This is a genomic window from Actinoplanes sp. NBRC 103695 (assembly GCF_030269485.1).
Taxonomy (GTDB): domain Bacteria; phylum Actinomycetota; class Actinomycetes; order Mycobacteriales; family Micromonosporaceae; genus Actinoplanes.
The window spans coordinates 198,287-211,802 of record NZ_BSTL01000005.1; the positions used below are offsets into that span (position 1 = coordinate 198,287).

12 protein-coding genes are annotated in these 13,516 nt (G+C 71.1%); 10 read left to right on the forward strand and 2 right to left on the reverse strand.

Translation table 11 applies throughout. The annotated features are described in order from the left end of the window. Positions 1 to 3: 3 nt before the first annotated feature. The 10 genes from dapA (at position 4) to pspM (ending at position 11,721) form a co-directional block, all read left to right on the forward strand. The gene (gene dapA, locus QSK31_RS09835) at positions 4 to 897 is read left to right on the forward strand and encodes a 4-hydroxy-tetrahydrodipicolinate synthase (RefSeq protein ID WP_285682962.1); all 894 of its coding nucleotides are present in this window, start codon (positions 4 to 6) and stop codon (positions 895 to 897) included. Positions 898 to 914: 17 nt separating this feature from the next. Next, positions 915 to 2,603: a ribonuclease J gene (locus QSK31_RS09840; RefSeq protein WP_285682964.1), complete on the forward strand. Its 1,689-nt coding sequence runs from the start codon at positions 915 to 917 to the stop codon at positions 2,601 to 2,603. 76 nt (positions 2,604 to 2,679) lie between these two features. Then, positions 2,680 to 4,227, forward strand: coding sequence for a S1 family peptidase (locus tag QSK31_RS09845; protein ID WP_285682965.1), 1,548 nt, complete (start codon positions 2,680 to 2,682; stop codon positions 4,225 to 4,227). A gap of 123 nt (positions 4,228 to 4,350) precedes the next feature. Beyond that, positions 4,351 to 6,831 carry an FtsK/SpoIIIE family DNA translocase gene (locus QSK31_RS09850; protein WP_285682966.1) on the forward strand — a complete coding sequence of 827 codons (2,481 nt, stop codon included), beginning with the start codon at positions 4,351 to 4,353 and terminating at the stop codon, positions 6,829 to 6,831. A 30-nt stretch (positions 6,832 to 6,861) separates the two neighbouring features. Further along, positions 6,862 to 8,319, forward strand: a complete 1,458-nt coding sequence (gene rimO / locus QSK31_RS09855; RefSeq protein ID WP_285682967.1) for a 30S ribosomal protein S12 methylthiotransferase RimO — start codon at positions 6,862 to 6,864, stop codon at positions 8,317 to 8,319. Then, positions 8,309 to 8,884, forward strand: a complete 576-nt coding sequence (gene pgsA / locus QSK31_RS09860; RefSeq protein ID WP_285682968.1) for a CDP-diacylglycerol--glycerol-3-phosphate 3-phosphatidyltransferase — start codon at positions 8,309 to 8,311, stop codon at positions 8,882 to 8,884. Before rimO ends, pgsA begins: the two co-directional genes overlap by 11 nt. Further along, positions 8,881 to 9,363 (forward strand): CinA family protein, encoded by a 483-nt coding sequence (locus tag QSK31_RS09865; protein ID WP_285682969.1) that lies wholly within the window; start codon positions 8,881 to 8,883, stop codon positions 9,361 to 9,363. Before pgsA ends, QSK31_RS09865 begins: the two co-directional genes overlap by 4 nt. A 164-nt stretch (positions 9,364 to 9,527) precedes the next feature. After that, positions 9,528 to 9,920 carry a helix-turn-helix domain-containing protein gene (locus tag QSK31_RS09870; RefSeq protein ID WP_285682970.1) on the forward strand — a complete coding sequence of 131 codons (393 nt, stop codon included), beginning with the start codon at positions 9,528 to 9,530 and terminating at the stop codon, positions 9,918 to 9,920. A gap of 148 nt (positions 9,921 to 10,068) precedes the next feature. Continuing rightward, positions 10,069 to 10,941: a PspA/IM30 family protein gene (locus QSK31_RS09875; protein WP_285682972.1), complete on the forward strand. Its 873-nt coding sequence runs from the start codon at positions 10,069 to 10,071 to the stop codon at positions 10,939 to 10,941. A gap of 6 nt (positions 10,942 to 10,947) precedes the next feature. Beyond that, positions 10,948 to 11,721, forward strand: a complete 774-nt coding sequence (gene pspM, locus QSK31_RS09880; RefSeq protein ID WP_285682973.1) for a phage shock envelope stress response protein PspM — start codon at positions 10,948 to 10,950, stop codon at positions 11,719 to 11,721. Here the strand turns inward: pspM and QSK31_RS09885 are convergent. Both QSK31_RS09885 and QSK31_RS09890 read right to left on the reverse strand, forming a co-directional pair. Next, positions 11,707 to 12,510 carry a DNA-formamidopyrimidine glycosylase family protein gene (locus QSK31_RS09885; RefSeq protein WP_285682975.1) on the reverse strand — a complete coding sequence of 268 codons (804 nt, stop codon included), beginning with the start codon at positions 12,508 to 12,510 and terminating at the stop codon, positions 11,707 to 11,709. The two genes, pspM and QSK31_RS09885, sit on opposite strands and share 15 nt — an antisense overlap. A gap of 174 nt (positions 12,511 to 12,684) precedes the next feature. Further along, a complete protein-coding gene (locus tag QSK31_RS09890; protein ID WP_285682977.1) occupies positions 12,685 to 13,473 on the reverse strand; it encodes an SAM hydrolase/SAM-dependent halogenase family protein in 789 nt (262 codons plus the stop codon). Positions 13,474 to 13,516: the final 43 nt, after the last annotated feature.

Sequence of the window (13,516 nt, forward strand, 5' to 3'; positions counted from 1 at the left end):
GGTATGAGCACGGACCCGCGGCCCTTCGGCCGGCTGCTGACCGCCATGGTGACGCCGTTCACCCCGGACGGTGCGCTGGACCTGGGCGGAGCGCAGGTGCTCGCGACCCATCTGGTCGATGAGCAGCGCAACGACGCGCTCGTCATCAGCGGGACCGGCGGCGAGTCGCCGACCACCACGGACGCGGAGAAGGAGTCACTGATCCGCGCGGTGGCCGAGGCGGTCGGTGATCGGGCCAGGATCGTCGCGGGTGTCGGCACCAACAACACCGCCCACTCCGTCGAGCTCGCCCGGGCGGCGGAGAAGGCGGGGGCGCACGGCCTTCTCGTCGTCACGCCGTACTACAACAAGCCCTCGCAGGCCGGCGTGGCGAAACACTTCACCACCATCGCGGACAGCACCGGCCTGCCGCTCATGGTCTACGACATCCCGCACCGCGCGGGCATCCCGATCACCACCGAGACCCTGCTGCGGGTGGCCGAGCATCGCGGCATCGTCGCCGTCAAGGACGCCAAGGGCGATCTGGCCGGCACCTCCGAGGTGCTGCGCCGCACCGACCTCGCCTACTACTCCGGGGAGGACGCTTCCACGCTGCCGTGGCTGTCCATCGGGGCGGTCGGCGTGGTCGGCACCTCGACCCATTTCGTCGGCGCGACGACCAAGGACATGATTCTCGCGTACGAGCGGGGCGACGTGGCCGGCGCGCTGGCGTTGCACCGACAGGCGTTGCCGCTGTTCACCGGCATCTTCCGCGCCCCCGGCACGGTGCTGGTCAAGGCCGGGCTGAACGCCCTCGGCCGGCCGGCCGGCCCGGTACGACTGCCGCTGGTGGACGCCACCGCCGAACAACTGGACCAATTGCGTAAGGACGCCGCCGAGGCCGGCATCGTCCTCTGATCATCGGAAAGAAATACATGAGTCAAGCTCACGTAGAGCTGGAAACACCGCCCCCGCTGCCGGAAGGCGCGCTTCGCGTCATCCCCCTCGGCGGGCTCGGTGCCATCGGCCGCAACATGACCGTCTTCGAGTTCGACGGCAAGATCCTGATCGTCGACTGCGGGGTGCTGTTCCCGGATGTGGAGCAGCCCGGCGTCGACCTGATCCTGCCCGACTTCGCGCCGATCCTGGACCGGCTCGACGACGTGCAGGCCATCGTGCTCACGCACGGCCACGAGGACCACATCGGCGCGGTGCCGTACCTGCTGGCCCACAAGCCGGACATCCCGCTGGTCGGGTCGGAGTTCACGCTGGCGCTGGTCGAGGCCAAGCTGGCCGAGCGCCGGCTCGACCCGTACACGCTCACCGTGCGGGAGGGCCGCCGCGAGCAGCTCGGCCCGTTCGAGTGCGAGTTCTTCGCGGTGAACCACTCCATCCCGGACGCGCTGGCGGTGGCGATCCGCACGCCGGCCGGTCTGGTGCTGCACACCGGCGACTTCAAGATGGACCAGGTGCCGCTGGACGGCCGGATCACCGACCTGGCCGGGTTCGCCCGGCTCGGCGCCGAGGGCGTCGACCTGCTGCTCTCCGACTCCACCAACGCGGAGATCCCGGGCTTCGTCACGCCGGAGCGGGACATCGGCCCGGTGCTCAGCAACATCTTCGGCAAGGCCGGCGGCCGGATCATCGTGGCCAGCTTCGCCTCGCACGTGCACCGGGTGCAGCAGGTGATGGACGCGGCGTACGAGTACGAGCGCAAGGTCGCCCTGATCGGCCGGTCCATGGTCCGCAACATGGGCATCGCCCGCGACCTGGGCCTGCTGCGCATTCCCGAGGGCCTGCTGGTCGGCATGGACGAGGCGATGAACCTGCCGCCGGACGAGATCGTCTTCATGTCCACCGGGTCGCAGGGTGAGCCGATGAGCGCGCTGGGCCGGATGGCCAACGGCGACCACCGGCACATCGCGATCGAGTCCGGCGACACCGTGGTGCTGGCCAGCTCCCTGGTGCCGGGCAACGAGACCTCGGTCTACCGGGTGATCAACCGGCTGGCCCGGGCCGGCGCCACCGTGGTCCACAAGGAGACCGCGAAGGTGCACGTCTCCGGGCACGCCCCCGCGGGCGAGCTGCTCTACCTGCTCAACGTGACCCGGCCGAGCAACCTGATGCCGGTGCACGGCGAGTGGCGGCACCTGCGCGCGCACGCCCAGCTCGGCATCGAGTCCGGGGTGGCGGCCGACCGCGTGGTGCTCTGCGAGGACGGCGACGTCGTCGACCTGGTCGAGGGCCATGCCCGCCACGTCGGCAAGATCGAGAGCCGTTATGTTTACGTCGACGGCCTGGCCGTGGGCGACGTGAGCGAGTCACTGCTCACCGAGCGGCGGATCCTCGGCGACGGCGGCTTCATCTCGGCCACCGTGGTCATCGACTCGGTCACCGGCAAGGTGGTCGGCGAGCCCAGTATCTCGGCGAAGGGCTTCTCCGAGGACCCGGACGCGTTCAACCCGGTGATCCCGCTGCTGACCCAGGCGCTGCACCGGTCCGCCGAGGACGGCATCACCGATCCGCATCAGTTGCAGCAGGTCGTCCGCCGTACGGTGGGCCGCTGGGTCAACGACGCCTATCGACGGCGGCCGATGATTGTGCCCACTGTCGTGGAGGTTTGAACCCAAAGACGTTCATCTCCGTATTCCCGGTCAAGGCGCCGCCCCCACGGCGCCTGTGTCGAGGGGAGTGCGGAGTATGCAGCGCAAGCGGATCGCCATTGCGGCGGTCGCGGTAGCGGCGACGGGGGCAGCGGTGGCGTTCACCCTGCCCTCGATGGCGGGAACCGCCCCGTCCGGTGGTGCGGCCAAGGTCGCCGCCGGGGACGTCGCCCCGCAACTGCTCGCGGCGATGGGACGGGACCTGGGCGTCGACGCCGATCAGGCGCGCGCCCGGCTGAAGCGGGCCGCCTGGGCCAGCAAGGTCTCGTCGACGCTGGCCGCGCAGACCGGCAAGGAGTACGGCGGCGCCTGGCTGACCAAGGACGGCATGACGCTGAAGGTCGCGGTCACCGACAAGGCCGCGGCCGCGCGGGTCGAGAAGGCCGGCGCCGTTCCGGTGCTGGTCGAGCGCAGCGCGCAGACGCTGGACGAAGCGAAGCAGAAGCTGGACGAGGCCCGGTCCGCGGCCGGGGACCTGACCGGCTGGTACGTGGACGCGACCACGAACAAGGTCACGGTCGTCGCGCAGCCCGGTGACACCGACGCCGCGTGGGACTTCGCCGAGCAGGCGGGTCTGAAGAAGAGCGTGGTGGCGGTGAAGACCCAGGCGCGGGCCAAGCCGCTGGCCGACGTCCGGGGCGCGGACCCGTACATCATCAACGGCAACGCGCGCTGTTCGATCGGCTTCGCGGTCGAGGGCGGCTTCGTCACCGCCGGGCACTGCGGCGTGCCGGGCGACGTGACCACCGACATCAACGGCGGCGCGCAGGGCGAGGTCGCGGCCTCGGTCTTCCCGGGCGACGCGGACATGGGCTTCGTGAAGGTCGCCGCGAACTTCGCCGACGAGCTGCTGCCCGTGGTCGTCACCGACATCGACGGCGAGCAGCTGCCGGTGGCCGGTAACACCGAGGCCCCGGTCGGGGCCCCGGTCTGCCGGTCGGGTTCCACCACCGGCACCTTCTGCGGCGTGATCCAGGCCAAGAACCAGACCGTGAACTACCCGGAGGGCGCGGTCACCGGCCTCACCCAGACCGACGTCTGCGCCGAGGGCGGTGACTCCGGAGGCTCCTGGCTCTCCGGCGACCAGGCGCAGGGCGTGACCTCGGGCGGCTCGGGCGACTGCACGGTCGGCGGCACCACGTTCTTCCAGCCGGTCAACGAGATCCTGACGGCGAACGACCTGACGCTGCTGACCACCGGTGGCGGCGAGGAGGCCCCGCCGGCCGAGGAGGCTCCGCCGGCCGGGGAAGCGCCCCCGGCCGAGGCCGCGGGCGACTGCTCGAGCCTGCCGGTCACCGGTCAGAGCGCGATCGGCCGGGAGGGCGCCACGCAGCTGCAGCCGCAGGGTGGCGCGTTCCAGGCCAATGCCGGCGAGCAGACCGCCTGCATCCAGAGCCCGGACGGCGCCGACTTCGACCTGGTGCTGCAGCAGCTGACCGGCCGGAGCTTCAAGACGGTGGCCGTGGCCGAGGGTACGAACGGCGTCAAGACGCTGACCTTCGACGGGCAGGCGGACACCTACCGCTACATCGTCGCGTCGACGTCCGGCAGCGGCACGTACACGATGGGCATCAGCGTTCCGTAACAGGGGGTTCATCGGCTGCCCCGTATCCCGGTCTCCTCCGTCCGGGGTGCGGGGCAGCATCATGTTCGATCCCTGCGGTGCGGCACACCGATGGATGAGCTTCGCGACGTTACCGTAAGGACCATGGCGGGCCGCACTCCTCCGGCGAGCCGGGGCCGTAACGCGTCCACGACGCGCGGCGCCGCGTCCTCGCGCGCCCGTAAACAGCCGGTCCGTCAGCCCGCTCGCCGGGCTCCGGCCAAGCGCGCCCCGGCCAGGAAACAATCCTCAGGCGTGCTCGTACGCGGGGTCGGCGCCCTGTGGATGGGCGTCGCGCACAGCGTCGGCTGGGTGGCCCGCAGCGTCGGCCGGCAGGCGGCCACCGCCAAGGACATCGACCCGGAGCACCGCCGCGACGGCGGCGGCCTGCTCATGCTGGGCCTGGCCATCCTGGTCGGCGTCGCGGTCTGGGCGGGCAGCGCGGGCCCGGTGGGCGCCCGGGTGGCCGACGCGGTCCGGCTCTTCTTCGGCGGCCTTTCGGTGCTGCTCCCGCTGCTGCTGCTGTACGGCGCCGTGCGGCTGATGCGCAAGCCGGCCGACCCGGAGCACCGCGGCCGGTCGGTGGTCGGCTGGAGCGCGATCATCATCGCCACGGCCAGCCTGCTGCACGTCTCGCAGCGCCCGGCCGACGACGTGGCGATGGACAAGTCCGGCGGCCTGATCGGCTACGCGATCGGCGCCCTGCTCGAGCGCGCGGTGACCGGCTGGGTGGCCGTACCCCTGCTCATCCTGCTCTTGATCTTTGGTCTGCTGGTCATCACGGCGACGCCGATCAACAAGATCCCCGAGCGGGTGATGCTGCTCGGTGACCTGTTGATGGGGCGTTCTCCCCAGGCGGCCCCCGACCTCGGCCTGGACGAGAACGAGGAACCGGACTCCGAAGAGCCGGTCAAGACGCGTCGCCCGGCTCGGCGGCGGCAGGGCTCGCTCGCCGACATCGGGCTCGGGGAGGCCGACGAGACCGGCAAAGCGGACGACGAGGATGAGATCGTCCACGACACGGTCATCCTGCCCAAGGCGCGGAAGCCGAAGCCCGACCCGCCGGAGCACTCGCCGCTGCCCACCCGGGCGGAGCAGCTGGACATCTCGTCGCTGCCGGGCGACTACCGCCTGCCGCCGCCCAACCTGCTCGGCAAGGGCAGCCAGCCGAAGGTGCGGAGCAAGGCCAACGACGAGGTGATGACCGCGCTCACCGGCGTGTTCGACCAGTTCAACGTCGACGCGCAGGTGGTCGGCTTCACTCGCGGCCCGACCGTCACCCGGTACGAGGTCGAGGTCGGCCCGGGCGTCAAGGTCGAGCGGATCACCCAGCTCAGCCGCAACATCGCGTACGCGGTGAAGAGCCCCGACGTGCGCATCCTGTCGCCGATCCCGGGCAAGAGCGCGGTCGGCGTGGAGATCCCGAACACCGACCCGGAGAACGTGTCGTTGGGTGACGTCCTGCGCAGCCGGGCGGCCGCCGCCGATCACCACCCGATGGTGGTCGCGCTGGGCAAGGACATCGAGGGCGGCTTCGTGGTGGCCAACCTGGCCAAGATGCCGCACATCCTGATCGCGGGCGCGACCGGCGCCGGCAAGTCGTCCTGTCTGAACTCGCTGCTGGTGTCGATCCTGACCCGGGCCACCCCGGACGAGGTGCGGCTGCTGCTGGTCGACCCGAAGCGTGTCGAGATGACCTCGTACGAGGGGATCCCGCACCTGGTCACCCCGATCGTGACCAACCCGAAGAAGGCGGCGGACGCCCTCGAGTGGGTGGTCCGCGAGATGGACGCGCGCTACGACGACCTGGCCGCGAACGGGGTCCGGCACGTCGACGACTTCAACCGGAAGGTGCGCAGCGGCGAGATCGTCGCGCCGCCGGGCTCCGAGCGCGTGATGAAGCCGTACCCCTATCTCTTGGTGATCGTCGACGAGCTGGCCGACCTGATGATGGTCGCGCCGCGCGACGTCGAGGACAGCGTGGTGCGGATCACTCAGCTGGCCCGGGCGGCCGGCATCCACCTGGTCCTGGCCACCCAGCGGCCGTCGGTGGACGTGGTGACCGGCCTGATCAAGGCCAATGTGCCGTCCCGGCTGGCGTTCGCGACCTCGTCGCTGGCCGACTCCCGGGTCATCCTCGACCAGCCCGGCGCCGAGAAACTGCTGGGCCGCGGCGACGGCCTGTTCCTGCCGATGGGCGCGAGCAAGCCGGTCCGCATCCAGGGCGCGTGGGTCGACGAGAAAGAGATCGCGGCGGTCGTCAAGTTCTGCAAGGACCAGCGCGAGGCCGAGTTCGCCACCGGCGTCACGGATGCTCCGGCCAGCAAGAAGAAGGAGATCGACGAGGAGGTCGGCGACGACCTGGAGGTGCTCATCCAGGCCATCGAGCTGGTCGTGACCTCGCAGTTCGGCTCCACCTCGATGCTCCAGCGCAAACTGCGGGTGGGCTTCGCCAAGGCCGGCCGGCTGATGGACCTGATGGAGACCCGGGGTATCGTCGGGCCGTCCGAGGGCTCCAAGGCGCGCGAGGTTCTGGTCAAGCCCGACGAGCTGGAGGAGACCCTGGCGACCCTGCGGGTGGACTAGGACCACCCCCGAGCCCGGTACGCTCTTCAAGTGTCCGTCACCCCCACGCCCCGCCGTGTCGCCCTGCTGACCCTCGGTTGTGCCCGTAACGAGGTCGACTCCGAAGAGCTCGCGGCCCGCCTCGACGCGGGCGGATGGCAGGTCAGCACCGATGCCGACGAGGCCGACGTGGTGCTGGTCAACACCTGTGGCTTCGTGGAGAAGGCGAAACAGGACTCGATCGAGACGCTGATGGCCGCGTCGCAGACCGGCGCCAAGGTGGTCGCCGCCGGGTGCATGGCCGAGCGGTACGGCAAGGAGCTGGCCGAGAGCCTGCCCGAGGCGCAGGCCGTGCTCGGCTTCGACGACTACACCGACATCGCCGCCCGGCTCGACGGCGTGCTGGCCGGCGAGCGGTTCGACTCGCACACCCCACGGGACCGCCGCGAGCTGCTGCCGCTGACCCCGGTGCAGCGCCAGTCGGCCAAGGTGGTCGTGCCCGGCCACGCCACGGTCGACGAGCACACCCCGGCCCACCTGCGGCAGGTGCTGCGCCGCCGGCTCGACTCCGGTCCGGTGGCGTCGCTCAAGCTGGCCAGCGGGTGCGACCGGCGCTGCGCGTTCTGCGCGATCCCGGCGTTCCGCGGCGCGTTCGTCTCGCGTGACCCGCAAGAGTTGCTCGCCGAGGCGGAGTGGCTGGCCAAGACCGGGGTGCGCGAGCTGGTGCTGGTGAGTGAGAACAGCACGTCGTACGGCAAGGACCTGGGCGACCCGCGCGCGCTGGAGAAACTGCTGCCCCAGCTGGCCGCGGTGGACGGCATCGTGCGGGTGCGCGCCAGCTACCTCCAGCCCGCGGAGACCCGCCCCGGCCTGGTGGAGACGATCGCCACCACGCCCGGCGTCGCGCCCTACTTCGACCTGTCCTTCCAGCACTCCAGCGAGCCGGTGCTGCGCCGGATGCGCCGTTTCGGCTCGACCGAGAAATTCCTGGACCTGCTGGCCTCGGCCCGCGCGTTCGACGCCACCGCCGGCGCACGCAGCAACTTCATCGTCGGCTTCCCCGGCGAGACCAAGGCCGACGTCGACGAGCTCGCCCGCTTCCTCACCGAGGCTCGGCTGGACGCCATCGGCATCTTCGACTACAGCGACGAGGACGGCACCGAGGCCGCGGGCATGACCGGCAAGGTGCGCAAGGACGCGATCAAGCGACGGTACGACCGGATCACGGCGCTCTCCGACGAGCTGTGCAACCAGCGCGCCGAGGAGCGGCTCGGCTCGACCGTCGAGGTGCTCGTCGACACCACCACCGGCGGCGAGATCGAGGGCCGGGCGGCGCATCAGGCCCCCGAGGTGGACGGCTCGACCACGCTGGTGGACGGCGACTCGGGTGTCGAGCTGGCCGTGCTGCGCCCCGGCGACCTGGTCCGGGCGCGGGTCACCGGCACCGAAGGGGTCGACCTGGTGGCCGTTCCGTTCGAGATGATCTCCGCGGCCCCCCGTGACCGATAAGCCGGCGGCGGCGGCCGTCCCGCTGCTCAATCCGGCGAACGTCCTCACCGGGGTCCGGATCATCCTGGTTCCGGTCTTCCTGGCCACGGTGGTCATCTCCGAGATGGTTCATCCCGGCTGGCGGATAGTGGCCTGTCTGACCTTCTGCGTCGCGTCCGCCACCGACTTCGCGGACGGCTGGATAGCGCGGCGCTACTCGATGATCACGTCCTTCGGCAAGGTGGCCGACCCGATCGCGGACAAGGCGCTGACCGGCACGGCGCTGGTGCTGCTGTCGGCGTACGGCGAGCTCGCATGGTGGGTCACCGTGGCGATCCTGGTGCGCGAGTGGGGTGTGACGGCGCTGCGCTTCTGGGTCATCCGGTACGGCATCATCCCGGCCAGCCGCGGCGGCAAGCTCAAGACGACGCTGCAGATCCTGGCGATCGCCTGGTACCTGCTGCCGCTGCCGTCGCCGCTGGACCTGGTCGGACCGTGGCTGATGGGCGCCGCCCTGGCGGTGACCATGGTCACCGGTGTGGACTACGTCCTTCAGGCGCTGCGGATGCGCCGGGGCCGGGCATGAGCCTCGTCGCCGAGGCGGTGCGTCGCCTGATCGCGCGGCAGCAGACCGTGGCGACTGCCGAGTCGCTGACCGGCGGCCAGCTGGCCAGCACGTTCGTCGAGGTCCCGGGAGTGAGCGCGGTCTTCCGTGGCGGCCTCGTCGTCTACGCCACCGACCTGAAGCACGCGCTGGCCGGGGTGCCGGCCGACCTGCTGTCCTCGCGCGGGCCGGTCGATCCGGACGTCGCCGTGGCGCTCGCGGACGGCGCGCGACAGCGCTGCGGCGCCGACTGGGGGCTGGCCACTACGGGTGTCGCCGGGCCCGACCCGCAAGACGGCAAACCGGTCGGATTGGTCTATGTCGCCGTGGCCGGGCCGGGCGCCGGCGCCGTCGAGGAACTTCACCTGGACGGAAATCGGGCTACCGTCCGCGCCCGAACCGTGACGGCCGTGTTAAACCTCCTCGTCGCCCAGCTCGACCACGCCGGCGCCCCCGCCTAGCCCGGCCTGCGGGAATGCCGATTTCCACGATTTCGTTGCAGCGGGGGCGCCAGGCGGCCCCGGTTCCGGAATTCGGCGGGGCGGGATGTCGGCGTGGCTCGCAGCGGGTACGGTTGCGGGAAGCCTCCGGCGGATGCCGGTGGCCCGCCGCAGGAGGAGGTGCCATGGTCCTGCTACGCCGGGTTATCGGTGACGCACTTCGGGCGCGCCGGCAGGGACAGCACCGCACGCTGCGCGAGGTGTCCACCGCCGCGAACGTGAGCCTGGGTTACCTCTCCGAGATCGAACGTGGGCAGAAAGAAGCGTCGAGCGAACTGCTCGCCGCCATCTGCGACGCCCTGGGCGCTCGACTGTCCGAGGTTCTGAGCGATGTCAGCAACACGCTGTCGCTCGCCGAGGGCATGGAGGGCGTGCTGACACCGGTCGGTCCGTCGGTCCCTGAGCAGCAGAAGGTCGACGGCGGCGACGTGCAGGTCTCCGTGCGTCAGGACTCGCCACTCAAGGCCACTCTCCGGACCACGCGCAAGCGCGGCCGGGACATGATCTACGCGGCCTGATCTGCCCTCGCTCCCCTCAGGTCGCGGGCGTAGCCTTTGTTAGGGGAGACCCTGATAACTCCCTGAGGTCACGTGACGACAGTGGCATGGGGCTGCAACGATGGATCGCATCCATCGGGCCGAGCGACATTTGAGGGAGAACGGCGATATGGCGAACCCGTTCGCTAAGGGCTGGCGTTACTTTTTGGCGCTCTTCGGCGCGAAGATCGACGAGTACGCCGACCCGAAGGTCCAGATCCAGCAGGCCATCGAGGACGCGCAACGCCAGCACCAGGCGCTCGTCCAGCAGGCCGCCGCGGTCATCGGCAACCAGCGCCAGCTGGAGATGAAGCTGTCCCGCCAGATGTCCGAGGTCGAGAAACTGCAGGGCATGGCCCGGCAGGCGCTCGTGCTGGCCGACCGGGCGCGGGCCGGTGGTGACGAGGCCGAGGCGCAGAAGTACGAGGGAACCGCCACGACGCTGGCCACCCAGCTGGTCTCCGGTGAGCAGTCGATGGAGGACCTCAAGACCCTCCACGACCAGGCGCTCTCCGCGGCCGGCCAGGCCCGCAAGGCGGTCGAGAACAACGCGATGGTGCTCCAGCAGCGCATCGCCGAGCGGTCCCGGCTGCTCAGCCAGCTCGAGCAGGCCAAGATGCAGGAGACCGTGGCCAGGTCGCTGGAGTCGATGTCGTCGCTCGCGGCGCCCGGCAACACCCCGTCCCTCGACGAGGTGCGCGACAAGATCGAACGACGGTACGCGGACGCGATGGGTCGCGCCGAGCTCGCGTCCAACTCGGTCGAGGGCCGCATGCTCGAGGTGCAGAAATCGAGCCTGGACATGGCCGGCGCGTCCCGCCTGGAGCAGATCCGGGCGTCGATGGCCGGCGACCAGCTCGGCGCCAAGCAGAGCACCCCGGCGGTCGAGCAGGGCGCCACGAACAACGCGGCGCCGTCGGCCGACCCGGCGAGTGTGGCCCGGCTGGACGAGATCCGGGCGAGCATGAACCAGAAGCGCGGCGACACCAGCGCGGCGGGCTGATCGGCGATGGACGAGCGGACGCGCCACTTCCGCCGGCTGCGCAAGCTGCGTGGCTCGGCGCGGCGCTGGAGCGTCATCGGTGGCGGCCTCGCCGCCGCGACCGCCGTCCTCACGCCGTACGCCGGCATCGGCATCCCCGACGCGATCTGGGCCGCCGCTGCCGGTGGCTCGGTCGCGCTGGCCGTCTGGCGGCACCGCGACCATCGGGAGCTGGCGGCGATCGAACCGCCGCCGGCCCCGCCGGCGCAGCTGCCGGGCGCCAAGCTGGTCGCCGCGGTCGAGCGGTTCCCGGCCGGCAAGACCATGCTCAACGAGGTCCGGCGCCAGCGCGAGCGGTACGCCGTCCGTGGCTCCGCCGTCGCCAAGACGTGGGACCGGCTGGACCGGGCCAGCAGCACCCTGCAGGGCCTGAGCACCCGGCTGACCGGGCCGGGGTCCGAGTCGGTGCTGGAGGCGGCGACCGCCGAGGAGTGGCTGCGCGACCTCGGCCACCGGGTGGCCAGCGTCGAACGCGCGATCCCGCTCAGCCCGGCCGACCAGCAGGCCGCGCTGCGCACCTCGCACGAAAGCCTGTCTGTGCAGTTCGACGACGGCGTGACCGCGTACGAGCGGCTGGTGGCGGCCGCCGCGAGCTGGGTGGCCGAGGACGGCCAGCCGATCGCCGACGACCGGCACCCCAGCTTCTTCCGCCTGATCGAGGCGACCGACCGCCTGCGTGGTCTCGCCGACGGCCTCAACGAGCTGCGCCAGTACGGCAACAAGCCGTCAACCGCCGCCTGAGCGGCTCGCCGGTTCCGGCTGGCAGTACGGGCACCAGTAGGTGACCCGTTCGCCGAGTTCCGCCTTGCGGATGGCCGTCCCGCACCGGCGGCAGGGCTGGGCCCTCCGGCCGTACACATAACTGGTCTCACCGCGCCGCAGCGAACCCGTCGTGGTCTGGGTCCACCGGCCCTTGTTGTTGGCGACCAGCTTCTGCGCGAGCGTGACCATGGCGGTGAGATCGTCGACCTCGCCGACCGGCAGCCAGGGCCAGACACCACGCAGGAAGAGCGTCTCCGCCTTGTAGAGGTTGCCGACCCCGGCCAGGTTGCGCTGGTCGAGCAGCGCCTCCGCGATGGTCACCTCGGGTTTGGCGGCGATCCGGCGGGCCGCCTCGTCCGCGTCCCAGTCGTCGCCGAGCAGGTCGGGGCCCAGATAGTCGAGCTTGGTCTCCTCGGCGGTGGGGAAGAGGGCCACCTCGTGCAGGTGGTAGCCGACGGCGACGGCCTTTGCGCTGTGCAGCGCCACGCGGATCAGGTGGGCGGGCCGGGCGTTCCAGCGTTCACCCGGCTTGTAGGTCCGCCACGCGCCCTCCATCCGCAGGTGGGAGTGCAGGGTGTACCGCTGGTCCTCCCTGGTGAGACGGAGCAGCAGATGCTTGCCGCGGCTGGCGGACTCCTCGACCTGGAAACCCGACAGATCGGTCGCCGCCAGCTGCGGCACCCGGAAATCCGACCTGGTCAGCGTCGCGCCGAGCATCGCCCGCTCGATCACGCGGGCGGTGTTGAATACGGTGTCCCCCTCCGGCATGCCACCTATCCTGCCCCGGCGGACCTCGACGTAACGTGCCTGGCCGACGACCCCACGCTCCGGGAAGTGTGGGAGGAGCTGAACGGCCTCTGGCCGGCGTTCATGTCGCAGGACCCGACCGGCGGCCTCTACCACGGCTACCTTCGGGAACACCGCCTCTAGCGCGTCCTGCGCCTACCGGGTGGACACCTTCACCAGGTCACCGGGCGTGACGGAGAGGACCACGACGGCGCGGCCGTTGTTGACCGCGACGGCCACCTGGCCGGCCGAGTCCTCGTACACCAGAAGATCCCCCGGATCCACGTCGGCGAACGTCGCGCCACGCCGGGCCCGGACCCCGCCGTTCAGGACCAGCTCCTGACCCACCCGGTCGAGCACCCCGCCGGTCGCGGCCAGCTGCACGTTGCCGAAACGGTCGACGGTCAGCACCTCGGCCTCGAAGTAGCCGTCGCCCACGGACACCACCGGCGCGGGCAGCCGCACCAGCGTGTCCGCGTCCACCGGCGGGCCACCCTCGGCGAGCTCGGCGCCCAGCGCGATCCGGGCGGCCGCCGGCGCGAACAGGTCCCGCCCGTGGAAGGTCCGCGACAGGTCCCCGAGGAACCAGTCCTTGTTGGAGAGCTCCACCACGGTGTCGATGCCGCCGAGCGCCTCCGCGGCCGGCACCAGCAGACCGTTGTCCGGTCCGACCAGGATGCCGCCCGGCGTGGCGATGGCGATGCCGCGGCGGTCGGTGCCGACACCCGGGTCGACGACCGCGCAATGCACCGACTCGGGCAGGTAGGGCGCGGTCTGCGCGAGCACGTGCGCCCCACGGGTGACATCCGCCGGCGGCACGTGGTGGGTGATGTCGATGACGCGTACGTCCGGCGCGATGCGGGCGATGGAGCCGTGACAGGCCGCCACGAACCCGTCGAAGGTGCCGTAGTCCGTCGTGAGGCTGATCCATTCATAGCGACCCATGGTCGTTAACGTTATCGCCCGCGTACGCAGAGTGGTGTGCTGG